The sequence below is a fragment of the Lysinibacillus sp. FSL H8-0500 genome, assembly GCF_038051955.1.
Lineage (GTDB): Bacteria > Bacillota > Bacilli > Bacillales_A > Planococcaceae > Lysinibacillus > Lysinibacillus macroides.
The window spans coordinates 2,194,689-2,217,551 of the sequence record NZ_CP150292.1 but is presented as its reverse complement, the minus strand read 5'-3'; the positions used below and the strand labels follow the sequence as shown (position 1 = coordinate 2,217,551).

General features: G+C 37.8%; 30 protein-coding genes, 1 pseudogene and 1 CRISPR repeat array (1 of these 32 cut by a window edge). Of the genes and pseudogenes, 10 read left to right on the top strand and 21 right to left on the bottom strand.

Annotated elements, in window-relative coordinates; all coding sequences use genetic code 11:
• A CRISPR array of direct repeats spans positions 1-1,148; the repeat unit is 33 nt; unit sequence ATTTCAATCCACTCTCTTCATACAAAGAGAGAC (it extends 889 nt beyond the left edge of the window).
• Between the two features lie 364 nt (positions 1,149-1,512).
• The 3 genes from MHB44_RS10580 to MHB44_RS10570 are packed head-to-tail and all read right to left on the bottom strand — an operon-like array spanning position 1,513 to position 2,758.
• Positions 1,513-1,827: a YbjQ family protein gene (locus tag MHB44_RS10580; protein WP_341302736.1), complete on the bottom strand. Its 315-nt coding sequence runs from the start codon at positions 1,825-1,827 to the stop codon at positions 1,513-1,515.
• Positions 1,828-1,829: 2 nt separating this feature from the next.
• A complete protein-coding gene (locus MHB44_RS10575) occupies positions 1,830-2,318 on the bottom strand; it encodes a nucleoside 2-deoxyribosyltransferase (protein ID WP_341302735.1) in 489 nt (162 codons plus the stop codon).
• Positions 2,315-2,758, bottom strand: coding sequence for a GNAT family N-acetyltransferase (locus MHB44_RS10570; protein ID WP_341302734.1), 444 nt, complete (start codon positions 2,756-2,758; stop codon positions 2,315-2,317). The genes MHB44_RS10575 and MHB44_RS10570 overlap by 4 nt, the downstream gene beginning before the upstream one ends.
• Before the next feature lie 150 nt (positions 2,759-2,908).
• On the opposite strand from MHB44_RS10570, the gene MHB44_RS10565 reads away from it, so the two are divergent.
• From MHB44_RS10565 to MHB44_RS10545, 5 genes are all read left to right on the top strand, one after another.
• The gene (locus MHB44_RS10565; RefSeq protein ID WP_341302733.1) at positions 2,909-3,112 is read left to right on the top strand and encodes a hypothetical protein; all 204 of its coding nucleotides are present in this window, start codon (positions 2,909-2,911) and stop codon (positions 3,110-3,112) included.
• Positions 3,109-3,525 (top strand): hypothetical protein, encoded by a 417-nt coding sequence (locus MHB44_RS10560; protein ID WP_341302732.1) that lies wholly within the window; start codon positions 3,109-3,111, stop codon positions 3,523-3,525. The genes MHB44_RS10565 and MHB44_RS10560 overlap by 4 nt, the downstream gene beginning before the upstream one ends.
• 15 nt (positions 3,526-3,540) lie before the next feature.
• Positions 3,541-3,777: an Imm26 family immunity protein gene (locus MHB44_RS10555; RefSeq protein WP_341302731.1), complete on the top strand. Its 237-nt coding sequence runs from the start codon at positions 3,541-3,543 to the stop codon at positions 3,775-3,777.
• A 12-nt stretch (positions 3,778-3,789) separates the two neighbouring features.
• Positions 3,790-4,068 (top strand): hypothetical protein, encoded by a 279-nt coding sequence (locus MHB44_RS10550; protein ID WP_341302730.1) that lies wholly within the window; start codon positions 3,790-3,792, stop codon positions 4,066-4,068.
• Positions 4,069-4,134: 66 nt separating this feature from the next.
• Positions 4,135-5,169: a YdcF family protein gene (locus MHB44_RS10545; protein ID WP_341302729.1), complete on the top strand. Its 1,035-nt coding sequence runs from the start codon at positions 4,135-4,137 to the stop codon at positions 5,167-5,169.
• A gap of 26 nt (positions 5,170-5,195) precedes the next feature.
• Here MHB44_RS10545 and MHB44_RS10540 read toward each other — a convergent pair whose 3' ends face one another.
• The 7 genes from MHB44_RS10540 to MHB44_RS10510 form a co-directional block, all read right to left on the bottom strand.
• The gene (locus MHB44_RS10540; protein WP_341302728.1) at positions 5,196-5,510 is read right to left on the bottom strand and encodes a hypothetical protein; all 315 of its coding nucleotides are present in this window, start codon (positions 5,508-5,510) and stop codon (positions 5,196-5,198) included.
• Between the two features lie 21 nt (positions 5,511-5,531).
• Positions 5,532-5,690, bottom strand: coding sequence for a hypothetical protein (locus tag MHB44_RS10535; RefSeq protein ID WP_341302727.1), 159 nt, complete (start codon positions 5,688-5,690; stop codon positions 5,532-5,534).
• Between the two features lie 120 nt (positions 5,691-5,810).
• Positions 5,811-6,611, bottom strand: a complete 801-nt coding sequence (locus MHB44_RS10530; RefSeq protein WP_341302726.1) for a hypothetical protein — start codon at positions 6,609-6,611, stop codon at positions 5,811-5,813.
• A gap of 13 nt (positions 6,612-6,624) precedes the next feature.
• A complete protein-coding gene (locus MHB44_RS10525; RefSeq protein ID WP_341302725.1) occupies positions 6,625-7,329 on the bottom strand; it encodes a DUF4274 domain-containing protein in 705 nt (234 codons plus the stop codon).
• 18 nt (positions 7,330-7,347) lie between these two features.
• A complete protein-coding gene (locus MHB44_RS10520) occupies positions 7,348-9,009 on the bottom strand; it encodes a DUF6138 family protein (protein ID WP_341302724.1) in 1,662 nt (553 codons plus the stop codon).
• A gap of 67 nt (positions 9,010-9,076) precedes the next feature.
• The gene (locus MHB44_RS10515; RefSeq protein WP_341302723.1) at positions 9,077-10,138 is read right to left on the bottom strand and encodes a suppressor of fused domain protein; all 1,062 of its coding nucleotides are present in this window, start codon (positions 10,136-10,138) and stop codon (positions 9,077-9,079) included.
• A gap of 203 nt (positions 10,139-10,341) precedes the next feature.
• Complete coding sequence (locus MHB44_RS10510) at positions 10,342-10,890, bottom strand: hypothetical protein (protein ID WP_053995569.1); 549 nt, start codon at positions 10,888-10,890, stop codon at positions 10,342-10,344.
• A 455-nt stretch (positions 10,891-11,345) separates the two neighbouring features.
• On the opposite strand from MHB44_RS10510, the gene MHB44_RS10505 reads away from it, so the two are divergent.
• Together MHB44_RS10505 and MHB44_RS10500 are read left to right on the top strand one after the other, a co-directional pair.
• Positions 11,346-12,674, top strand: coding sequence for a transposase (locus MHB44_RS10505; RefSeq protein WP_053993626.1), 1,329 nt, complete (start codon positions 11,346-11,348; stop codon positions 12,672-12,674).
• Between the two features lie 168 nt (positions 12,675-12,842).
• Complete coding sequence (locus tag MHB44_RS10500; protein ID WP_341302722.1) at positions 12,843-13,763, top strand: VanZ family protein; 921 nt, start codon at positions 12,843-12,845, stop codon at positions 13,761-13,763.
• Positions 13,764-14,100: 337 nt separating this feature from the next.
• Here MHB44_RS10500 and MHB44_RS10495 read toward each other — a convergent pair whose 3' ends face one another.
• Positions 14,101-14,268: a hypothetical protein gene (locus tag MHB44_RS10495; protein WP_341302721.1), complete on the bottom strand. Its 168-nt coding sequence runs from the start codon at positions 14,266-14,268 to the stop codon at positions 14,101-14,103.
• A gap of 72 nt (positions 14,269-14,340) precedes the next feature.
• Here MHB44_RS10495 and MHB44_RS10490 point away from each other — a divergent pair, with 72 nt between their 5' ends.
• From MHB44_RS10490 to MHB44_RS10480, 3 genes are all read left to right on the top strand, one after another.
• Positions 14,341-15,342, top strand: coding sequence for an SDR family oxidoreductase (locus MHB44_RS10490; RefSeq protein WP_341302720.1), 1,002 nt, complete (start codon positions 14,341-14,343; stop codon positions 15,340-15,342).
• A gap of 242 nt (positions 15,343-15,584) precedes the next feature.
• Positions 15,585-15,722 (top strand): YjcZ family sporulation protein, encoded by a 138-nt coding sequence (locus MHB44_RS10485; RefSeq protein ID WP_341302719.1) that lies wholly within the window; start codon positions 15,585-15,587, stop codon positions 15,720-15,722.
• Between the two features lie 352 nt (positions 15,723-16,074).
• The gene (locus MHB44_RS10480) at positions 16,075-16,551 is read left to right on the top strand and encodes a GNAT family protein (protein ID WP_341302718.1); all 477 of its coding nucleotides are present in this window, start codon (positions 16,075-16,077) and stop codon (positions 16,549-16,551) included.
• Positions 16,552-16,612: 61 nt separating this feature from the next.
• Here the strand turns inward: MHB44_RS10480 and MHB44_RS10475 are convergent, their stop codons facing one another.
• The 10 genes and pseudogenes from MHB44_RS10475 to MHB44_RS10430 all read right to left on the bottom strand — a co-directional run bounded on the left by MHB44_RS10475 (position 16,613) and on the right by MHB44_RS10430 (position 22,859).
• Positions 16,613-18,001, bottom strand: a complete 1,389-nt coding sequence (locus MHB44_RS10475) for an ABC transporter ATP-binding protein (protein WP_341302717.1) — start codon at positions 17,999-18,001, stop codon at positions 16,613-16,615.
• Positions 17,994-18,671 carry an energy-coupling factor transporter transmembrane component T gene (locus MHB44_RS10470; protein ID WP_341302716.1) on the bottom strand — a complete coding sequence of 226 codons (678 nt, stop codon included), beginning with the start codon at positions 18,669-18,671 and terminating at the stop codon, positions 17,994-17,996. Before MHB44_RS10470 ends, MHB44_RS10475 begins: the two co-directional genes overlap by 8 nt.
• Positions 18,668-19,255, bottom strand: a complete 588-nt coding sequence (locus MHB44_RS10465) for an MptD family putative ECF transporter S component (RefSeq protein WP_341302715.1) — start codon at positions 19,253-19,255, stop codon at positions 18,668-18,670. The genes MHB44_RS10470 and MHB44_RS10465 overlap by 4 nt, the downstream gene beginning before the upstream one ends.
• A 10-nt stretch (positions 19,256-19,265) precedes the next feature.
• The gene (locus MHB44_RS10460; protein WP_341302714.1) at positions 19,266-19,451 is read right to left on the bottom strand and encodes a hypothetical protein; all 186 of its coding nucleotides are present in this window, start codon (positions 19,449-19,451) and stop codon (positions 19,266-19,268) included.
• A pseudogene (locus MHB44_RS10455) lies at positions 19,451-20,092 on the bottom strand (ATP-binding cassette domain-containing protein). Before MHB44_RS10455 ends, MHB44_RS10460 begins: the two are co-directional and overlap by 1 nt.
• Positions 20,040-20,279, bottom strand: a complete 240-nt coding sequence (locus MHB44_RS10450; RefSeq protein WP_341302713.1) for a hypothetical protein — start codon at positions 20,277-20,279, stop codon at positions 20,040-20,042. Before MHB44_RS10450 ends, MHB44_RS10455 begins: the two are co-directional and overlap by 53 nt.
• Before the next feature lie 121 nt (positions 20,280-20,400).
• Positions 20,401-20,742, bottom strand: a complete 342-nt coding sequence (locus MHB44_RS10445) for a hypothetical protein (RefSeq protein ID WP_341302712.1) — start codon at positions 20,740-20,742, stop codon at positions 20,401-20,403.
• Positions 20,743-21,058: 316 nt separating this feature from the next.
• Positions 21,059-22,012: an AraC family transcriptional regulator gene (locus tag MHB44_RS10440; RefSeq protein ID WP_053995750.1), complete on the bottom strand. Its 954-nt coding sequence runs from the start codon at positions 22,010-22,012 to the stop codon at positions 21,059-21,061.
• 177 nt (positions 22,013-22,189) lie between these two features.
• Positions 22,190-22,534: an aconitate hydratase gene (locus tag MHB44_RS10435; RefSeq protein WP_341302711.1), complete on the bottom strand. Its 345-nt coding sequence runs from the start codon at positions 22,532-22,534 to the stop codon at positions 22,190-22,192.
• A complete protein-coding gene (locus MHB44_RS10430; protein ID WP_341302710.1) occupies positions 22,527-22,859 on the bottom strand; it encodes a YolD-like family protein in 333 nt (110 codons plus the stop codon). The genes MHB44_RS10435 and MHB44_RS10430 overlap by 8 nt, the downstream gene beginning before the upstream one ends.
• Between the last annotated feature and the right edge of the window lie 4 nt (positions 22,860-22,863).

Sequence of the window (22,863 nt, the reverse complement as noted above, 5' to 3'; positions counted from 1 at the left end):
CATACAAAGAGAGACGAGAGAGTAACATGGACTTACAAACATTTATTGAATTTCAATCCACTCTCTTCATACAAAGAGAGACGCCAATACCAAAAGTCGTGTCCAGCTGGTGAGTCGTATTTCAATCCACTCTCTTCATACAAAGAGAGACTGCATGTACTCAATCAATTCTTGGTCACCCTGATTTCAATCCACTCTCTTCATACAAAGAGAGACAAGTGTGGCTTAAATCGTGGGAAGAAGCTAATGCTGATTTCAATCCACTCTCTTCATACAAAGAGAGACTTGCTCACGATCCATTTGGTCGTGGACCTCGTCATTTCAATCCACTCTCTTCATACAAAGAGAGACGCTGTGCCATTGAAAATAACGGTGGAATTCCGTTATTTCAATCCACTCTCTTCATACAAAGAGAGACGAAGTTTGTTGGTGCAATCCACCTTACGGACGTATTTCAATCCACTCTCTTCATACAAAGAGAGACTTTCAGGCAGTTAGCAATGTTCATGGATGCCAGTATTTCAATCCACTCTCTTCATACAAAGAGAGACGGGAAACCGTTGACTTATTCACTGATGCTAGTGATTTCAATCCACTCTCTTCATACAAAGAGAGACGAGCCAATTTCTAAGTTTTTCAGTGGTCTATGGATTTCAATCCACTCTCTTCATACAAAGAGAGACAAGGGTTCGTATGGTTATCTTGTATTCCCGGACATTTCAATCCACTCTCTTCATACAAAGAGAGACATGTATTTGTTCCCGTTCTTTATAGCGTCTGCGAGATTTCAATCCACTCTCTTCATACAAAGAGAGACACGTATGGTTTAGTGTTTTTTTATTTTTAAGGAGATTTCAATCCACTCTCTTCATACAAAGAGAGACCAAAAGCGCCAAATTTAGTAATCGAGCATGTAATTTCAATCCACTCTCTTCATACAAAGAGAGACTCAAATCGTAGGCCTACATAAGTATAATCATCTTATTTCAATCCACTCTCTTCATACAAAGAGAGACTTCCATGTGAGTCATATAATTCATCAATAACAATTTCAATCCACTCTCTTCATACAAAGAGAGACGACATTCATTGCCCGCTCTTTTAGCTTATCTAAAATTTCAATCCACTCTCTTCATACAAAGAGAGACAGTGAAAAACAATATAAAAATGATATTTATAATTGATTTTCATAAAAAAATAAATCTATAAGGTCATAATAACCCAAGCTTCCTTCCATTTCAATGGAAAATTAGTTGTTTAATAGGTGCGAATCTCCCTGGGAAATCATGTTTGCTTCACATTCGCACCAGCTAGTTAAAAAGAATAAATATACTTATAGAATTGACATCGCTATAAAGACCATGATATCTTTAAAAATTCTAATAAAAGGTTTTTTCAAATAGCTGTAAAATACATGCTTGTTATTACGGGATTTACTATATTTTCTTGACAAAAAAACGCGAGAAATCTATTTTAAATGCTGATTTCTCGCAGTCTTTGGAAGGCTTATCACTATTTTAATTTTACGGCTGTACCATACACGAGTACTTCTGAAGTTCCATCCATGACAGAGGATGTTGCATAGCGTATGCCTACAATTGCATCTGCTCCTAATTGCTTGGCTTCTTCTTCCATTGCCTCTGTGGCGATTTCACGCGAACGCACAAGCATTTCTGCATACTCCTTCATTTCGCCTCCAACAATATTACGAAGACCTGCTATCATATCACGCCCAATATTTCTGGATTGAACAGAATTGCCCTTGACTAAACCAAGTGTTTCGATAATTTCTCTTCCTGCTATAGTATCTGCTGTTGCTAATAACATAATTATTCCTCCCTATTGCTATAGTGTTGTACGGCCTCCACGGCTTCTTCAATTGAGGCTGTAATAATGCCTGTACGTTTAATTAAACCTACTACAAATAAATTACGGTAGACAAACTGATTTTCCAGTCCATCTCGTACAAGTGCCTCTATTTTTTGCATATTATCGCGCCCTTGTTGACGAACATCTGTCAGTAAGCCAACAATGGGACGATTTAGCATTGCAAATGCACCGATTTCAGCCGCTACCCCTGCATCAATTTCCACACCATCAAGTACAGCGATTAATAGATCACTGTCTTGTAGCATTGCTAAATCCGCCTCCGCAATGGCTTGGCTATCTGCATAGGCAGTTTTATCGTTGATCGCATCGTTCTCCTGCGGGACGTATAGCTCGATGCCTAGTACAGCCTCGCGCATAGCTGCTGCTAGCTGCTCATTTACAAAACGATCTCCTAAGGAAAATAATCCATTTGCTAAATATGCTTTCATTGTGAAACTCCTTCGACTAATAATTTTTCAAAAATAATTTTATGTCTGCCCTGGGCATCCGTAAATGTTGATACAATATCAAAGCCATGCTTAAGATTGACAATTAGCATTGCTTTGTATGTATTTCTGCCGTATGTACGCACCTTCTGAAAGCCTAATGCCTTCATATGCTTATGCTGTGCTATCATTAATTGACTGGCTATTCCCTGTCCTCTTTTGGTATCTCGAACACCGCCTAGCCAGCTATAAAATACGCCATCAAGATGTGGGTAGCCTAACTTAAAGCCAATAAGCTCGTTATTCTCGACTGCCAGCATACACAGCAATCCTTCTTTACTTGCTAGCTTTTCAAGTGGGATATGATCGCCACTAAAAACATGGGCATAGATTTCCTGTAGTTGGTGAAGCCACGCATAAGGAACACCTTCTATTGCCATCATTTGCAAATGCATCACCTCTACCAATAAGTATAACAGAAAAGATTAGAAAACAAATGTTAGGTCTATTGCATTAGCAGCGTATCCTCTTCTTGCCTCTGGTTACAGTGATCCATTCTCCCTATACTTATCTACATAGGAGGAAGATATTATATGACACCATTTACAAGCTGGTTACGCAATGAACTACGTCCTTATTTTGGCCTTCAGTTGCTAGATAAATATTGGGGTATACTGCAAATTCGAGAGGATTACTTTATTTGTCTTGAGGGGGATATAATTAAAAAAGAATTTTTGCCGATGAGCAACACTATTAAGAAGCAGATGTCACTATTGTTACCCGTAATCGTGAGGTGATTATTCCTAAAAGCTCACGCGGCAAAGAAAAGAAATTCAATTACACCAATATTTCCGCTCCGAAAGCAACAGGCATTATTTTCTCGGCTAGTGTAGGTTATGACACTGATCAAGCTAGCTCTATTAGCGTACACAATTCGAAAACTTATTACCAGCTTCCACTAACAGGTTTTGAGCATCTTACAACAAAGGATGATATTATTCAGTGGCTTCAGCAATTTCCAGCACAATTGCCTGCTAATTATGCTACTAAATTAACAAAGCTAACAAACAGGCAGAGTTTACGTTATAAGGCGGTTCCAGGAGATAGTTTCCGCTTTGAAATGGATTTTTTTACAGATGGTTATGTGCTAGTAATTGGGGATTTACGTCAAATGCAAAAGGAGCAGTTATTTGTAGCAGATAGTATTTAGCATGAGGTGATGACAATGCCGCTGTTTGTCCGCCCTTATTTATTCACAACAGCAGAGCGTTCACCTCGTTTTGAAGAGATTATTACAGCGCCATTAGCTGATCAAACATATATTGTGATGGACGATCATTTTTTGCGAGGGTGTTATGAAAAAGTTGGCCATAAACCATTAACAGAGGCTGATATTTTATTTCCTTTAGGGTATAGTATAACGATTGACCAGCGTAAAGAGCCTCAATATCGTCTATCGTAGGGAACTGGAAGCGTGCATAAGCCAGCAGCCGCAACTGCTTTGAACACAGCCACTCGTTTTGCTAATCATGGGGTCTATGAAGGTGTCGCTAATAGTTGGTTGAGACCACAGAAGGAGCATGATTATCCCGTGTCATTCGATAAACCCCATTATTATCAGGAGCGGCTGCAAGCGTTCGCTGAATTCGGCTTTCCACAAAATATCACATATGATGACTTTAACCGTCAAACGGGTGGTCTAACACGTAAAGAGTATCTTCATTATATTTATAACACATATCCAAAAATGTAGCTGGCTGCCAAATCGTTCATTTTACCTTATAATAGAGTGAGTTTAATAATTGAGGTGTGTATTTTTATGTATATTGGCATTATTCCACTCATTATTTTTATTGTTTTTCTTTATTCCTATTTGAAAGATCCACGAAGAATGATCAATGGCTTGTTATTTAATCTTTTTATCTGTTCATTTCTATTGTTTTGTGTAGTGGTATCCATTCAATCTGACCATTACTATCTAAGACTAGTCGTGATTATTCCCCTAATCGCTCTATTTGTGATGATTCCGTTTGCCATTGTGGCATTAATGTTTGGTTTATTTTTAAATGCGAGGGTGTTGATGAAGCGAGAAGGAAGACGCTTTGCCAATTCCTTAACATTACTTGTAGCGATTGGGATTTTATTATTTATGCTATTGCCAATTATTAGCCCAGCAAGTTTATTCTCAAGGCATCTCCAACCGATTTTTGGTGGGATATCGCTGATTACCCTGTATTTCTTTATTCATCTATCTAATTTTTTATCCGCCTATTTTTTATATCAATTCAATCGGCCAACATATCATCAAGATTTTATTATTGTGCTTGGCAGTGGTTTAATTAATGATAAGGTTCCACCACTATTAGCAAGTAGAATTCAAAAGGCGATTGACTTTTATAATAAGCAAGCAGCTCTTACCACACCGCCAACCATTATTTTTTCAGGAGGGCAGGGATCAGATGAAAATCTGTCAGAGGCTGAGGCAATGCAACAATATGCACTTAATAAAGGGATTCCGATTGAGCATACACTACAGGAGAATCGTTCTGTCAACACCTATCAAAATATGCTTTTTTCGAAACAATTGATGGACGAGCAATCACAGGGTAAGCCCTATCGTAGTATTTTCACAACAAATAATTTCCATCTTTTCCGGGCGGGCATCTACGCAAGGCTAGCTGGGTTGGACAGTCAGGGCATTGGCGCAAAAACAGCCTTTTATTATTGGCCAAATGCTATGATTCGTGAATATGTAGCGATTGTTGTAATGGAGCGCAAACGGCATATGAAAGTAGTCGGAATCATTTTAGCCATTTCCATCCTATTCGTGATTATTAGTTATTTGTTTACGTAGCACTTTATAGGGGTTCGTGATGCAGGTTAGAGTCGTGTCATGCATCCCTTTGTTGTTGTATATTTCTTGATATGTTGTTCGTATACTGTCTGATAATAATATTTGTATGGATAATGCTCCTGTTGCAGCACCTTATACAGAACAGACAACCCCTCCTCATAGCGAACAGCAAATTCACAATTATCATAAAACTGCCGTGTTAGCTGTCTGATGCGATAAAGGTCTAGCTTTGTACTCACTCTCCAACCAAACCGAATGGTATCTTGTTGATCTAATAGATCACGATATGTATCAAGAACAATGCATGTATCTGGCTGGTGCTGGTTGATAAATACCAACATATCCTCTGTATGAATGGATTGTTAAAAAAAACGATGAACAAATTCTTCTATTGGTACATGAATAGCAAGTATATCCATAAGTGCCTGAAAAGTTGACTGAGGTGTATACTCATCACTCCCATCATCTGGGTAGTCAATCAGCTCTGTAATAGAAGCCATTATCCAAAAGTCATACGTCAATATTTATCACTCCATTTAAACATTTAATTTCTTGTTCAACTCTATTCATAGGCACTTGCTACGAAATCTCCTGTTCAAAGAGTTTTCACTCGTCTTTTTTTATCAAAATAGACGCTTCTCTTATAAATAGGGACCGAAATAGAGCTCCATTTTCTCCTGTGAGTAGCCATCCTGCCCTCTCCATGTAGCCATTGACATAAAATCCGTGCCTCGTCCACGCTCCTTGCGATAAGGGTTCTTGGAAACAAGCAAGCCTGCATATCCCCAAATTTCCATAATAACATCCCGTTCATATTGATTAGCTTTAAAAATATCCTTCCAACGCTTCTCAAGCTGTCTCGCTGCATCTGTAGCTTGACAGGACTCTATCGCCTTAATCATCTGTTGCAAAATGGCGCTATCTTCCTTACATACAGTAAATGCTGTTTGCTCCTTTGCTAAGCATTCAAGATCAAGCAGGCAATATAGCAGCCAGTTTAAACGAATGCCGCCCCATTTAATGCGTTCAAAATTTAACACATTCAAATCTTCATCGTTATATGCTTCATAGGCTATAATTTGCTGTTCATTACAGTAGCCACAGCCGCTATGGGATACCAGCTGCACAGGTCGCTCATGATAGGTATGGCTAGGTAATTGATATGTAAGCGCCCAGCTTGATAGCGCACTGCGTAAATGCACCTTGCGCGTTGATAAGCTATGCAAAAAGGCTGTAACAGCAAGCTCCTTTGTTAATACTTCATGGTGAAGCTGTTGCAGTCTTGCGATACATTCATCATGTGTAATCGTTAACGGATCAAACATTAGCCCTTTGCTTTTGGCATATTGAAAATCTTCTTCTGCACATGTAAATTTTCCTGCTTTCCATCTACCTGATTGCCAAAATGTTTGCATTAAAGTTTTCTTTGCCTTTTGATCCATAGCTCATTCCTCCTCACGTCTTCTCAAGTGCTAGCTTGGCACTTACAATTTGCGCCATCTCTTGCCAAGGCTGCTGCCATTCTGAGGCTGCTACCTCTTCCTCTGGTTGCGCTAGCCAATAATCGCCCTCCATTAGCTCAAACATATCTAGCAATGTGATTGGCGCACATACAGGATTGTGTAACGCTGCTAGCATTGGCTCTGATCCATCATCCCAGTTATAGCCATTAACGACCGCATGCAAAATGACAGCGGATGAAATAGCATGAATGCGCTGGCCCATTTTATTAATAGATTCCTCATATAAAATCGTATCCACTTGCCTTTGCTCCTCTGCTGTTAACGTTAGTCGGATTGCACCCGGCGTAGCAAGCAATAAATCTGCTATTTCTCTATGCATTCTTGCTGTATACCAAGCGGTTGCCTGAATCCCCCCTGGCGCATCTAATGTCACACCTTTGGCTAGCAATAACTGAATAACATTTTTTTGCTTAAACTTTACAGCTTTCTTTAGTGCTGTATCTCCAAGCTTATCTTGTGCCTCCAAGTCGATATTTTGCGCCAAAAGAAGCTGAATCCCTTCAAGCGGCATTCGATTGGTAATAAAAAGCATTAATGGCGTTCTACCACGTGCATCCCGCTCATGAACATCCAGCTTCTGCATAGCCTCCTGCACTTCCTCCATATTCTTTGATTTACTAACTGTTAGCCAATCCATTGAACATCCCTCCCTGCTTTATGTATCCATCCATTGCAGTAGCTGCTCTAGCTCCTCCTTTATCAGTGGGGCTTCTTGTTTAAGATGCTGTGCTAGATTATTTGCACGGCCAAAAATGCGATACAATGCAAATGCACGCTCATAGTCCTCTTTCTTTGCTAGCTCATCCACAAGCGCCCTTATACAATCCTGTTCGCATAGATCAAGCCCCTTTAATGGCTTAGCTGATTCATTGGCAGCCAATAAAATAGCGATAAATACAGGCATAAGCTCCGCTGCTAGACCATGCGCTTTTAGAAAAGCCTCCGCATAAGCATTTTGGACGGACTGATGCTCTGTATCAACAAGTGCCATATAGCTTTGGACAAGCGGAAAATAAGCATCACTATAAAGCCCTAATCCAAATACTGCATAAGTGCCAGGCATCGCTGATTTTTCGCTTGGCTCAACATCCTGATACCAGGCATATGCCTCCATTGCCATCTGTGCATAGTTTGCTAGCAGCGGAAAAAGGGATGGATATGTGAAGCAGTTGGCAAAAAATTGATGGAGCTTTGATTTTGCTAGTCCTTTCACTGGTAAGTAATGCTTGACTTTGCTTTTCAGCAATAGCTTATAGCCCTTTGGAAAGCCTGCCTGTAAAAGCTCCATTATATAATGAAGTGCTTCTTGATAAGCTTTTTCCTCTTCTACAATGATATGAATCGTTATTGTTTGTAAAATATCATTGGCTTGTCCTCGTAACACATTACTTTGTCGTCTGCTTTCATAACGACCGCTTCCTGCTTGTAAATACATCGTTGCCTTTTCCGAACCAAGCTGCTTAGCTAGCTCCAAATATTTTTGGCAAGTTGCTGGCTCTTGCTGTCCTATTTTTAATGCGCTATAGAGAAAGAAATCTAGTTTTTCCTGCGCTATCTGCTGTGGTGCGACCGCTGTTGTCAGCACCCACTCTGTTGTATATGCTTCTGTTTGTTGAAAATACTGTGTTAAAAAATGTGCCTCTGCCCACTGCTCTAATGCTCTTGTATAGTAGTAGTTCCATCGCTCTAAACGCTGTTGATTGGCACGATGCTTATCTTGTAAACAGCTAATGAGTGGTTCAATTTCTTCAGCTCTTTGCTGGAAAAAATGAGGATTTACAAGATACTGTGCAAAGAAAAATTCATCATTATCACTTGGACGTGCTGGTGGCTCAGCCATTATCTTTGTGTCAATAAAGGTTGCTAATTCCTGCTTGGCTAACGCAAGCTTCTGCTGATTTAATAGCTCTTTTTGATAGTGGATCATTTTCCCGTTATGCTCAAATTCAAGCACTACCTGACAATAATAATCAAAAAAACGAGTACCATACTGTGATGATTGAAAAACTTGCTGCATTTTGACACATAAAGCATCAAAAAGCTTCTCAATATGAAGCGTTTCTGTGAATTCCTCTATATAAGCGGCTGCCTCAATCTTATAGGCACTATCACTCCAATCCAATGGCTCGTAAACATCTAATAGAATCATTCCATAAGCACCTTGTTCTTTATGCCAAGTTACTTTTAAATAGTTAAAGATACCTGCTTGCAAGCGGCTTTGATCGTTAAGTGCGTTTATTCGTTCACTTTCTCGCTTATAAATGGTTGCTAGCTTCGCCCAAACATCCGCAAGAAAATGCTCTATATATGGTTGCAATACACGTTCCTCCCCTTTTACCTAGCAAAAATCTCCCGCTAAAATGACTTCCAGCGGGAGAGCAATCTTACCCGATTGTTTTCACAACCGTTCCTTGTTGATCTTTAATATAGGTTTTCAAAATTTGAAAGTTCACATCTGCTAAAGAAGATAATTCAAATTGTCCTTCTTGTGGTACAAGCTTTTGGCAAAGCTCCTCCACTGCTTCCTTATTTAAAGAAATAATCACTTCCTGCTCATTGACATGATAACCTGCTTGCTCATTCGCTTGAAATGTAATTGTCACTTGCTGACCAACTAAGCGAAGGTTTCTTCCTTTTAAAATTCGTCCGCGTAATAATTGACAAATCACACCTGCCTGCTTAGCTCCGAGCTGAATGATATAGGATGGCTTCGTAAACCAACCGGTTTTCCCCTCTTGCCATGCTAATTGATCCACAAAAAGAAAGCCTGTACTAGAGCCATCTTCTTCTATCCCTCGCTCCACAGCTTTGACAACTACTGGATTTTGTAAAAGAGAGGATCTTGCTAAATCTGTTACATAGCTTGGTAGCTGCTCTATACCTGCCTGTAGTACACCAAGTGTCTGCCAAGCTTGCATCGCCTCTAGCTCATCCTCTGTAATACCCACCATTTGAATAAACGTCACTTTACCATTTGGCGTATGCATTTCACCTAGCTCTGGATCATCTGTAAATGCTAATGCCGTTAACAATGTATCTGCACCTAGACAAATCGGGCCATTTGCATCTAAATAATCGCCTGCTACAAACACATTGCCACTGTTAAAAACATACCTTGCCATGTTTTGTAGCAAATTCAACGCCCAAGCTGGAGGCTCTTCCTCATCCTGACTACGTACTAGTCGAAATGTTAATTCAAAGCCAAAGCCACTATATTCTTTATTATTCAATTCTTTTTCATATAATTCAGAAAATCCATAAGTGACGAAGTGCCAATGTGGAATAGGTGTTTCACTTTTATAGGCGCTAATACCATCCAGCGGGTCTTGTCCGCCCAGTGCATAGGAAATTAATGTGCCGTAATGCTTTGGCTCTTGCTCACCATATAGCTTTACTAACGCATGATCAATTGCATCCCAGCCAGTTGTTGTTACTTCTTCACTCATCGCTCTGCCCTCCTAGCAGGTATCGCTCTCTTAAATATATTTATTATTGTTATGATACCAATTTTACAATAGGCCTTTAACAGGAATAGGACTCATTTTTACATACGATTAAATAGGTTTATTTTCATTCCAGCTAAGGTAATTATTACTATCAAAAAAATCCAGACAATCCGTTTAAAGATTGCCTGAATAGCTAAAATTATTTAACCATATAGCATGACTGGCGCACGTACACCTTGTAAATAGTCAGCCAGCTTTCCAGCGAAGACCTTTTCCAAATAAGGTAATTGTGCTAGGCAGTGAGGCGTCATTAATGCCGGATTTTGATATACTTTTAAACCTCCCACTTTTAATAGCGTCGCTACAAATTGGGAACAAAAGTAAGCACGCTCTCTTCTCACTTCCTTCTGCATCACCACACCAAACAAACCGATAAAATTATATTTATAGCGGTTCCGATTCCAGTACATGTACCGCACAATTTTCATCATATCTAAATATTGATAATGGGATATTGTGCAGCGATAAATCACACAATCTGCTAACTCAAAAAGCCCTCTTTCCGCATCCTCACGTAAAAAGCCCCCACTTAGTGGATTGTTTAGCTGTCTACGACCAAAGCTATACATTTCAAACAGCCCCTCATCAAAGGCTATTGACGCATGATTCATTTCTTTTCCCGTATACATACCGATTGCCTTCGATAATAAGGTTCCTGTTTTGGTTAATACTATGTAGATCGTATGTGTCATTTCCTCACCTACTCCGATATTCTCTATTACTACCAATACGTTTTAAATCTTCAAATGGTTTCGCTAATTCCCTTATTTTATAAATATATAGGAAGAATCTTAATAATTTCTTTAGTAGAACCTGAAGATTTTCTTAAGATTTTTCATGTTGGACGCAAAACTTTTGCCATTTTTACTATCTATATTATATGTATGTAATCGTATGCTTATGTAAGAACATCCAACACAGATAGGTATATAGTAACATAAATAACAATAGAAAAAGCGATTCTTTATTTTTATAAGCAGCTTTTTCTCTCTATATAAAAAGAATTTTTTAATAAATCTTAATGAGTTAATTTCATAATTCTAACCCCTTGTCTCCCAAGGGTTTCAAGACAATAAAAAACGGGCACCTCCCCATTTTGGTATAATTTAAGTGACCAAACCAAAATCAACCAAGAGGTGAATGCCCTATGACGATTGTAAAACAAATGAGCCTTTTTGACATCCATGAATTATTGAAAATGGAAAGTTCTCGTCGTTTTGATGCGATTTTAGCCACTTTCGATGTGCAGCCGATCTTTCAGCTATTTCGAAAGAAGACGATGCGTGGTGCTCCACGTGAATGTAATTACGGGGCGATGATTCAATCATTGATTATTCGCATTGTCGAGCGTATCCCAACCGTTAAAGATTTGGTCAATCGTTTAACGGTTGATTTTGTCTTTCGTTTAGATTGTGGCTTTTTAGTTTCGGACACCGTGCCATCTGAAGCCTCGTATTCACGTATGGTCGACGCGATTAGTCAATCAGATGTGTTAGATCGCATGCACGATGAACTGATTCAGACTGCTTTTACAGAAGGTTTTCTTGAAGAAGAACATCTTGGTTTTGACGCGACACATTTTGAAGCGAGAGATGCCGCAAAACCTTCTGAGAAAAAAGAAATCGCTCCGAAAAAACGGGGGCGTAAATCAAAGGAAGAACGTGCTGCCTGGCTCGCTGAACAAGCCGAAATCGAAGCGAATCAAACGACTTATGAAAAGAAGTTGGAAGTACAAATAACCATTCCATTGATGACTCTTTGGCAAGAAATTCCCATTGAACCAAAGTGGGGCATTAAGAAAAATAGCGATGGTAAAAACACATTCTGGTACGGCTTTAAAGGGCATTTAGCTGTTTCGACAAAAAGCCAGTATATCGTGGCGCGTCTGATGTCTTCCGGAAATCTGAGTGATAGTAAAGCGGCGATTCCGTTACTAAAAAAGGTGAATCACATCATGCCTAACCATTTCACAACGGCCATTTTCGATGCGGGCTATGATTATGAAGCGATTTATCGCCAAATATGGATACATGAGATGAAACCTGTGATTCCTTATGTGAAAAGACGCGAAGGCGAAATGGTTGGTTTTGATGAGCATTTCCGTCCAACCTGTGTGCGTGAACATAGCTACTGTTACGACAGCTTTGATGAAAAATATCAGACGCTTAAGTTCACGCGTCCAAAAGAATGCGCAACCTGTCCATTACGTGAGGATTCGCTCTGTCAAAAGGTATTTAAAATTAAATGTGAAACAGATCTCCGCAAATACACGTATCCAGCACGTGGCTCCGTAGTATGGAAAGCAATTTATAAGGAACGCACAGCTGTCGAACGAGTAAATGCCTATTTAAAGCAATTCTTTCAGTTAAACAACGTCCGCCACAGAACCGGTAGAAAAGCCAAACTGCACTTCAATCTCGTGACGTTTATTTATAATGCCTGCAAATTAGCAGTCGATCGTATGAATGTATTTTGACAGCTTCAAAACAACGCAACGTAATTTTAAAAAATTAAAAATCAGGCACAGGAGCAGTCTAAGCTCTTAAAAAAATCGAATTATGAAATTGATTCTAATAAATATTCTTATAAAATATTAAGAATTTCCGCTTATTATAAATAGAGAGTAGTTTAAGGAGCTAACAATATGAAAAAACAAAATTTAATAATGATTATTACTAGTATATACACAGCGCTCATCTTATTTTTCATGTTCTTTGGCTTTAATCGTTTAGAGCATAGAGCAGATTACATGGACGCAGGCTACGAATTTATGCTTATTCCGTCAAGCGTTCCTTTGAACTTCCCTAGCCTTACATTTTCATGGTTGTATGATTTTGGCAATATTGCAGCTTTTATTCCTTTTGGCGTCCTATTTCCATTATTAAAACACTGTCCTTATAAAAAATTTATTGGGTCGTTCATTGTTGTGATTCTTGGATTGGAAACGATTCAATCACTCGTCTATCTCGGGACTTTTGATGTAGATGATGTGATTTCTAATACGATCGGGGCAACGATTGGCTATATTGTATACAAAGTTGGCTTCACTTCAAATTTAACTTTAAAAAAGCTCATTGCTTCATGCTTGTCTGCTGTTCTATTGCTTACATGTGTAATGATCATATCTGAAGTTTTAGAGAAACGCGTTAGTTCTATACAGCCTTTACATGCTATTAAAGAAACAGCAGACACGAACCCCCTAACAAACGATATCCCAATTTTCACTGTAGCTGGTCATAAAATAGAGCCTCACTATAATTTATATAGTAATGAAGGAACTACGAGCAAGACCTACACTTATATGATTGATGGCAAGGAGGATGTTATACTTTTTCTACATCTCGGTATGCCGGATGAAGAAGAGCCTCAAGGGAACGTAACCATCGTTATGGATGGAAAGGAAATATTTCAAGCAGATGAAGTGTATTTGCAGGAAACCGAAACACTTGAAATGCCATTAGAAATTCCATTATTTTATGAAGCTAACAAACTGACCATTACTATTACAGGTCATATAAAGCTATGGGATATCGGCTTCACAGAAATGAAGCATTGGTGGGAATAAAATGAATAACAAGACCAGCTCGGCTAAATAGGCTTTGCTGGTCTTTCAATGTTAGCTCTATCCTAGAAGAAGAGGACGCTATCGTTTCCAGTTCAGCAGTCTTTCCACTATAAAAGTTGCGAAGGATGTTCTCCTTTATATTGAATTGTTATACGGTTCTTTAAAAATCATGGAACATTCCCAGCTTCTCACTCCCTCTTGTACCTTCTCCTTGAAAAACAGTCCCACTCTCTTTACTTTTTTATCAATTATATATAATTCAGATAAATTTTATAAAAACAACAGAAGTGAATTAAAAATGAGTTTAATGTCCTGCTGTTATGCTAAACCTATTCTACTAATGGAAGGCTAGTGCAAAATACGGTTGGTAAATGGGGTGGCAATAATACGGTGGTCGAACGCCAATACTCGGCACAAACCAACTATCCTTTAAATAATGCATCACTAATCTACTTTCGTGGTTTTCTAATAAACGAGTGACCTCTGGAAAAAATTCAATGCTCATCAAGCAATCCTCCTGCCCCTATTTTTGAACATAAAAGCGTTAACATTCATAGTATATGATGAAAAGGAGGGATTGGTTATTAGCCATCACAATGACTGGCAAGCTCAAGATCAGCAAGCACTGCTTGAGCAAATTCAATTTTATCAAAAATGGTTTGAGGATCATAAACAAGAGGATCCGTACCCTCAATATCCTGTCTATGGAAAGATTACGCAATATCAAGAAGTGCCGCTTACACAGCCTGAACAAAGACAATTGCGTCAACCAGGGCTTGAAAGTTTAATGGTGCCTAAGCCCATTATTGAAAACCCTCATTATAAAGGAAGCGGCAAATTAACAGGAAAAGTAGCTCTTATTACTGGTGGTGATAGCGGGATGGGGGCTGCCGCTGCCATTGCCTTTGCAAAGGAAGGTGCGAATGTCGCTGTTGCCTATTTGGATGAGCATGAAGATGCTGAGCGAACGAAAAAAAGAATTGAAGAACTCGGACAAAAATGTTTACTACTTCCAGGCGACCTTCGTGATAAAAAACAATGTACAGACATTGTGTTTGACACGATCCATACCTTTGGTGGCTTAGATATTTTATGTAACCATGTTGGGATTCAATTTCAACAGAATGAGCTTACAGATATAACGGATGAGCAATTTGATGAAACATTTAAGCTAAATGTTTATGCTCATTTTTATACTACAAGAGCAGCTCTTCCTTATTTAAAGGCAGGAAGCTCTATTATTGGAACGGCTTCTGTTGTAGCTTATGCCGGTGAACCTTTATTAATTGATTATTCTGCAACAAAAGCAGCGATCGTTGGCTGGACGCGTTCTTTAGCAAAAAGTGTTGCTAAAAAACAAATTCGAGTAAATGCTATAGCACCTGGTCGGATTTGGACACCGTTGATTCCTGCTAGCTTTTCCTCCGATGAAAACGCATTACATGGCCCAAATCTATTTAATCGAATGGCCCAGCCCTTTGAAGTTGCTCCTACATTTGTCTATTTAGCCTCCGACGATTCAAGACATGTGACAGGGCAAGTATTGCATGTAGACGGCGGTGAATCAACAAATTCATAAATTTAAATAAAAAGCTCAGATTTTCTATAAATAGAGTATTTGACTTTTATATAATTTTAATAAAAGCTCTGCTAATAATTCCGAAAATCAGTCCATTTATTGAAGGCTTTTGTTTAAAAGCTATCTTTTATTGCCAGGATTTAGACCAATAATTTTAACACTACTATCCTTCTATTTGGATAAATAACGCCCCTCTTGTTCCATGTTTTACATATCCTAGAGAATAGACAGGAGGTGTATGTATGGGTTTCTCTGGAAATGTAGGTAATTTTAATAATTATTGTGGCGGCGGTCAGGAGACAGGGAATAGCTCTACTTTCGTGCTAATCGTTGTACTCTTTATTCTTCTTATTATTGTCGGTGCTAGCTTTATTTGCTAATGTGAATATTTCGGGCTTTAGCTTCTGTTCATTTTTTATGAATACAGGAGGCTAAAGCCTTTTTTATTTTATAAGCTGCTAGTGTCTCTTGCAATATTATGCTGAGATAGCCAATTCTCTAATTAAGCTAGCCTAACCTAACATTTTTTAAGGATTATTTTCACCCAAGTGACCTTTAGCTAGTTAAGCCTTTTACCTGAGCTTTTAAGAGAAAGAAATGAAAAATGCCCTGTTCTTTTTTTAAGGTGTTTTAGCTTAGTAATATTTTTCATTAAATTTCAGCATTTTTAAACAGCACCCTATTTACGAACATTTATTCTGTTGTTAAACTACTAAAAAAGGAGGTCATCTTGTGCAAAACACATCAAGTATTGAATTAGTACATTTCTCTGAAGATTATGTCGATCGTTTACATGAATTTGAGCTACCTGAAGAGCAGCAGCAATTTACAGCACTGCCAAAGGAAATTACTGTCGGAAAAGTTGGACAGTACCCTATTGTCATTATTAGTAATCATGGTCCTGTTGGCTTTTTTGTCCTTCATGCAACAGAACGTGTAAAAGAATATTCAAACAATCCTCATGCAATGCTATTAACAGCATTATCAATGGACTATCGCCATCAGGGCAAGGGCTATGCGAAAAAGGGAATGCTTGCTCTAGCTGATTTTGTAAAACAAGAGTTTCAGCATTGTGATGAAGTCGTGTTAGTCGTTAATCAAAAAAATATCGCTGCACAAAATTTATATCTTAAAACAGGCTTTGTAGACAATGGTGAACGTAGGTTGGGCCCAATTGGTGAGCAAATAGTTATGCATTTATATCTTTAAAGAATAAAGTCACTCATTTGCTATATTTAAATGAGTGACTTTGTCCTCTCCATTAGTAAATCTATTCTAATACCCAAACATCATCACAAACAATATCTATAAAATCCTGATCATGTGTAATCACAAAGACAAATTTATTTTGGTTCGCCATGTGCCGTACCCACCTCGCTACATTTATCATATTAGCTCCATCTAAACCGCTAGTAGGCTCATCTAGTAGAATGATTTGTGCATCAGCTACTGAAGCAGCGGCTAGTGTTACCCGCTGCTTTTCCCCACCTGATAGTGATGCTGGATGCCTGTCCTTGACATGGGTTAGTGAGAAATTTGTCAGTGCTGCCAGTGATTTTTGTCTTAATGTCTCCGTTATTGGTCGTCCTAACACCATTTCATCGCCCACACTCTCTGCATAAAGTTGGTAGTCGGGGTCCTGCATGACAAAATAAGATCGTTTAGTTCGTTGTGATGGTGATAGCTCTTTATTATTGAAAAGAATTTGACCTTTTTGCTGTCTATACAGCCCTGCTAAAACCTTACAAAGCGTGGTTTTCCCTGTTCCATTAGCCCCCGTGATAGCAACAACTTGCCCGCTTTGTGCTTGTGCTTGAAAATGCTGAAAGCCCTTTTTATTTTTTTTATACATATACTGTACATCTTTTACTAGCAAGCTATTTGGTGCTACTTGCTTGTCCTTTTCTGCTAAATTATTCTTTCGAATGTTGGGAAAACGCAAACCATATTGAATAAAAGTCTGATCAGGCAAAGTAAGAAACTGTTCACATGGATTATCCATGGCTACTTGTCCTTCGTTTAGTACGATAAAACGATCTGCCAAATCTCGATAGCTAAACAATCGGTGATCACTAATAATAATCGTTGTTCCACTCTGTTTGAGCATCATTAATGTATCGAGTAACACTTGAATCGTCTGTACATCTAAGTTAGCTGTGGGTTCATCCAAAATTAACAATGTTGGCTTTAAGAAAGTAGCCGCTGCTATAGCCACACGTTGTTTTTCACCACTGGATAGACTTTGTACATCTTTTTCAAGTAAATCATTTACATGTAATTCTTCAGCATGTAGGGCTAAGCCGCTTACCATACTCTCTTTAGAGCATCCCAAGTTTTCTGCGGCAAATAAAATTTCATCCTGCACCTTTGACATAAAAAATTGACTTCTTGGGTCTTGAAAAACAACACCCATCAATGCTGCTCGCTCTTCCGCTGTGAATGTGCTCGGTTCTTTGCCGAAAACAGTAATTCTACCCTTTAGTTTACCAGCATAAAAGTTTGGTATTAGCCCCATTAATAATCTTAAAATGGTGCTTTTCCCATGACCTGATCTTCCACAAAAAATCGTACACGTGCCCTCTGGAATCGTGAACTGAAGATCATATACACCGCTCTCCCCTCCCTCATATTGAAATGTAACCTGTTCAAACTTAATCACTAAAATCACCTACCATTAGCCAAAAACTGAGTAACAGTAAGGAAAATAATGTAATGGCATCATTTGCGCGAAACTTTGTTTGATAAACAGTTGTACGTTTATGTAGACATGCAATGCCACGTATTTCAGCAGCTACAGCTAATTCATTGGATAGCTTTAAGCAACGAAACGTTAAAGGTACAACTAAACACTCATAGGCAATAAAAGGATGTCTTATTAGATGTAGCGGTGTAGGGAAAATGCCTCTTACCTTAATGCCATCATAAATCGTTTGAATTTCTTTCAGCAGTAGAGGAAAAAAACGTAAAAAAATCATTGTTACAATTAAAAACGGTTTAGGTAACCTTAACGCATCCAAAGAATATAAAATTCTACTTCCACCAGAAGCAGTGAAAACAACACCAATCATAAAAACAGGGTAGATTTGTGTAATTGAAAAGACAACTGGTGCTAAACCCGGCATTATAAGAGGCATTACTAGCAGCAAAATCTTGAAAAGAATATAGGCAAACATAGCATGAATAGCTTGTGTCCATATACCATGAAACAGCATGTATATGGTACTAAACACTAACATACTATAAATTTGCCATTGGGCTTCATTGAACAAAACAAGCATACTCATTACTAATAATACGATTAAATGAGTACGAGGATCATTTTGAATCATATTAATTTCGCTCTTTTTACATGACGATTTAGCAGCGAATTGCCAATAAAGCCACCAATAATAACACCAACTACAGCCATTGCACACATCGCTGCGATCATACTTGGCGTTTCATAATAATAAAGCATATGATTTAATGATTCTGGTGTCGTATAACTAGATGCCAGTGCCTTTAAATATTGCTGACGGAACATAAACAGTGGAAATACACCTGCTAACACATAACTAATTTGATAAAATATCATGCCAATTGTTAATTTGACTGGGTTTTGATAGCTACCATTCCTCCAACAAATCAGTTCAGCAACAATACTAAACACAATATAGATTATCATATAGTAAACCATGCCTAATACAGCCATAAAAATTCCCATACAAAGTGCTGACAATAAAAATACACCACGCTTATTCACTTTATTCGCCATAATTAACATAAAGGGTGTAGCGAGCAAGCCCGATATTACTTGAGAAACTAGCTCCCCTAAAAAAACATTTGTCATCGCGCCAATCATCCATGCAATAAACATCACCATATTAAAAATAGCCAATGTTATAAAATCATTTACAGTCCATTTGTTTTTCATAAGAATCCTCCTAAATTATCCAAGCTTCAATTTCCTTACGACAGTCCATTAACTTTTTATACGTTCCGATTTTATTGATTAATTCCTGATGTGTGCCCTTTTGAACAAGCTTTCCATTGGCTAATACTAGAATTTGGTCTGCATGTTCAATTGTTTTTAAACGATGGGCAATCACAATTAATGTTTTTCCAGCCACTAATTCATTAATAGCTGCTTGAATGAGATGTTCATTTTCTGATCCATGCTGGCTGTTGCCTTATCTAAAATAACAATTGGTGCATCCTTCACAATAGAACGAGCAATGGAAATTCGCTGCTTTTCACCTCCTGATAATGTAGCTCCTGCTTCTCCGACCTGCGTATGATAGCCATAATAAAGCTCTGACATTGCGCTTTTCGAGCCGCTTCATATACCTTCCTCATCTGTTGCGTCTGGCTTCCCAAAACGAATATTATTGATGATTGTGTCATTAAATAAATAGACGTTTTGAAACACAATACTAATATGACTTAATAGCGAATCTGTGGTCATCTCCTTAATTGGTTGCTGTCCAATGAAGATGCCTTCTTGCTGCACATCATAAAATCGTGCTATTAAGTGACAGATCGTTGATTTACCAGATCCTGATGGTCCAACAAAAGCTATAAATTGCCCTTCTGGAATCGCTAAATGAATGTTCTTTAATACAACTGGCGCATCCTGACTATATTGAAAAGATACATTTTTTAATTCAATAGCTAGTGATTCTGACAGTGAGACGGATTGCGTGACATTCAGTAATTCTTCAAGTATTAAAAATTGCTGAACAATATCTACAGCGTATTGGCTTTTTTGCATTATTTGTAAATGTCGCAAGCGGCTCTATAATATCTATTGAAAGGAGAAGACATAAAATATACTCGGTTGGTGTAAGCTCACCTGTTGTATATAAATACAAGCCTAACGGTAAGGTTCCGATTAATAATAACGGCAAAATAGCGAAAATCAAGCTTAATGTTTTAACCGAGCTATTAAACCAATTCATCGTATACTCCCTAAAATTTACTACAGCTAGTTCAAACCTCGTATAGAAATGACTGGTTTGATTGAATGTTTTGATAACCTCTCATCCTTCTGAGTATTCTACTAGCACACTATTTACATAATTATTGACCTCCATAATAAGGACCATAATTTTTATTCAAAGATTTTAGAGCAACTAGAAATGGTAGCAATGCAAATAGCAAGGTAATGAGTGAGATCATCGCCATTCTCCAATCAATCATAAATAAGTAAACAAAAATAGTGAAAGGCGATAAAGGTAATTCAATCGTTTCAGCCTGATCAATGACTAAATTTTTTAATTTACCAATACACTCATTTACTATTTTGCCTAAAGGTAGCTTTGTCATTTTTGAAGTTAAACGTAAGCAAATGTTTTCTAAAACTGTATAGGCTGCATCATGAGCAACCGTCATTGCAAAGCCAAAAAGAATATGTTTCGCCACAAAGCCTGCTATACTGACAGTGGCCCCAAAATAAAATAAGTTGAATTGTCACTGTTTCATGAAAGAAACAATCTAGGATGTTAAAAACCCCAAAGTAAGGGATAATGCCAGCAAACATACTAACAATTCCAAGCCCTATTGCTGTAATTACTTAGGGACGATTATTTTCTGTAAACTGCCATGTATACACTAGCCAGTTTCCGTTCATTTGAATGTCCTCCTCAAAAAAAATACAACTGATAATCATTATCAATTGTATTAAAAATTAACATATTCAATTTTTATCTTCTACTCTATTCGGATACTTTTAATCCATTTAGTGCTTAAGCTGTTTTCGATAGTTTAATGGTGTCATTCCTTTTTCTCGCTTAAAAATTTCTGAAAACTTACTAGGGTTTTTATAGCCCACCTTTTCCGCAATCGTTAAAATAGCATCATCTGTTGTAGCAAGCAATCGACTTGCCTGATATACGCGACATTTTTGTATATACGCTGTAATCGACATTCCATACGTTAGCTTAAAATTTTTCTTTAAAGAGGATTCCTTGCATTGAAATACTTTACATAAATCATTTAATGTTAATGATGAATCATAGTGACTGACAATATAATGTGCTACTTGCTTCATCGTTTCATAATTTTTATTCTCTATATAATCAGATATAATGCTATACTTTTCCAGCGGTAATGAGGAAATTATGTACAACGCTTCTAATATTTTGATTTTTAAATAGGAAAAATCATATTTTAATGGGCTATCCATTAAATCTTGAAATAAATGACGAATAGGCGTTGAACCACAATCCATCACACAAAATTTAGTGCTTGCAATATTTTCCACCACTTTTTGTAAATCAATTTGATGCGTAACCAAAGCCGCCATTGTGCTTCTCCCTAAGTTGTTAAGATCTACAGTTAAAGTGATTCCTTTAAAAAAATTCGAGGGGATATGAAAATCTTCAAACGTTTCGTCTAATAATGTCACAAGAATTTCATGGGGATTTAAAAAAATTCTCTTCCCTTTTTTCGAATCACATTCTATACGGCCCTCATAGCAATAGTTAATGGAGAGTAGCGGGGAATGTGTAAAACGTTGTTCATCAAAATCTTGTGCTTCAAAATCGTTAAATGTAATAGATATCCCATCAAATACCTCGATAAAATGCATACTTCCCTTTCTATTTTCACCCACCATCTCAAAAAAAATAGATTCTTTTTCTTTTTGAGATGGCTTAAACGAATTTATTTTATGAAATGTTTCAAATTTCATTGTTACCTCTCCAATCTCAATATAGTCCCCTCTAAAGAATTAATACCACAAAAGTCTATAAAGGCAATTAAGCAGAAATAATTCTTGAGTAAAGAGGGATAAAGACTCGATAAACAAGTATTTATTTTCCCTCTATTTGTAGGTATTTACAGGCTCAATCTACAAATAAAACAAGCACTAGGAATTGTGTAAATAATGATGAATTAACTCCTCTACTTGCGTTTTTAATGCCTGATTAGCATAGCGTAGCACTTCATCGTTGCCTGCAGTAGCAATCTGCACCTCGCTAAAATAGTCATCTATCCGATGCCAACCTACTAAGCGAATTTTTTGTTTAGCAAGCTGACCCTTGACATCGAAATAATCTTTGTGTAACTGCTTTAATAATCTATCTATAGAGGGTAAAAAAATGTGCTTCATTTTAAAATGCTCTGCCACTATGATATCGTGTCTCAATGATCTCACTGCTAAATCCAGTAGTAAATACTGATGCAATAAACGCTGCTGCTCTCGATTAAGCATCTCCATCGCCTTCTATATACGCCGCATCAATATAACTGAGTGGAATCGACTTTGTGACAGTGTCTGTTACTAGTAGCAGTTCCTTATCATTGATCGCTTGGATGATGCCGCTCCATTGCCTATAGCGACCATACTCCCAAACCGTTAACAGAATGTAGTGATGCTGCGTTAAAGCACGTGTTATCGTTTGCTGTAATTCTTCCAGCTCCCACTCAGCACGTTCACGTTGTGGCTCCATCAAACGCTCCTGTTGCCATATTTTCAATAGTCTTTGATGTTCTGGTAGCATCATTGCTGTCCATTTTACCATGCCCCTATCTTTCATACTT

Coding starts and splice junctions, on each gene's coding strand:
- MHB44_RS10580 (WP_341302736.1), bottom strand. CDS start 1,827: ATGTTATTAGCAACAGCAGATACTATAGCAGGAAGAGAAATTATCGAA.
- MHB44_RS10575 (WP_341302735.1), bottom strand. CDS start 2,318: ATGAAAGCATATTTAGCAAATGGATTATTTTCCTTAGGAGATCGTTTT.
- MHB44_RS10570 (WP_341302734.1), bottom strand. CDS start 2,758: ATGATGGCAATAGAAGGTGTTCCTTATGCGTGGCTTCACCAACTACAG.
- MHB44_RS10565 (WP_341302733.1), top strand. CDS start 2,909: ATGACACCATTTACAAGCTGGTTACGCAATGAACTACGTCCTTATTTT.
- MHB44_RS10555 (WP_341302731.1), top strand. CDS start 3,541: ATGCCGCTGTTTGTCCGCCCTTATTTATTCACAACAGCAGAGCGTTCA.
- MHB44_RS10545 (WP_341302729.1), top strand. CDS start 4,135: ATGTATATTGGCATTATTCCACTCATTATTTTTATTGTTTTTCTTTAT.
- MHB44_RS10540 (WP_341302728.1), bottom strand. CDS start 5,510: ATGTTGGTATTTATCAACCAGCACCAGCCAGATACATGCATTGTTCTT.
- MHB44_RS10530 (WP_341302726.1), bottom strand. CDS start 6,611: ATGGATCAAAAGGCAAAGAAAACTTTAATGCAAACATTTTGGCAATCA.
- MHB44_RS10525 (WP_341302725.1), bottom strand. CDS start 7,329: ATGGATTGGCTAACAGTTAGTAAATCAAAGAATATGGAGGAAGTGCAG.
- MHB44_RS10515 (WP_341302723.1), bottom strand. CDS start 10,138: ATGAGTGAAGAAGTAACAACAACTGGCTGGGATGCAATTGATCATGCG.
- MHB44_RS10510 (WP_053995569.1), bottom strand. CDS start 10,890: ATGACACATACGATCTACATAGTATTAACCAAAACAGGAACCTTATTA.
- MHB44_RS10505 (WP_053993626.1), top strand. CDS start 11,346: ATGACGATTGTAAAACAAATGAGCCTTTTTGACATCCATGAATTATTG.
- MHB44_RS10500 (WP_341302722.1), top strand. CDS start 12,843: ATGAAAAAACAAAATTTAATAATGATTATTACTAGTATATACACAGCG.
- MHB44_RS10495 (WP_341302721.1), bottom strand. CDS start 14,268: ATGAGCATTGAATTTTTTCCAGAGGTCACTCGTTTATTAGAAAACCAC.
- MHB44_RS10485 (WP_341302719.1), top strand. CDS start 15,585: ATGGGTTTCTCTGGAAATGTAGGTAATTTTAATAATTATTGTGGCGGC.
- MHB44_RS10470 (WP_341302716.1), bottom strand. CDS start 18,671: ATGATTCAAAATGATCCTCGTACTCATTTAATCGTATTATTAGTAATG.
- MHB44_RS10465 (WP_341302715.1), bottom strand. CDS start 19,255: ATGAAAAACAAATGGACTGTAAATGATTTTATAACATTGGCTATTTTT.
- MHB44_RS10450 (WP_341302713.1), bottom strand. CDS start 20,279: ATGAATTGGTTTAATAGCTCGGTTAAAACATTAAGCTTGATTTTCGCT.
- MHB44_RS10440 (WP_053995750.1), bottom strand. CDS start 22,012: ATGAAATTTGAAACATTTCATAAAATAAATTCGTTTAAGCCATCTCAA.
- MHB44_RS10435 (WP_341302711.1), bottom strand. CDS start 22,534: ATGCTTAATCGAGAGCAGCAGCGTTTATTGCATCAGTATTTACTACTG.
- MHB44_RS10430 (WP_341302710.1), bottom strand. CDS start 22,859: ATGAAAGATAGGGGCATGGTAAAATGGACAGCAATGATGCTACCAGAA.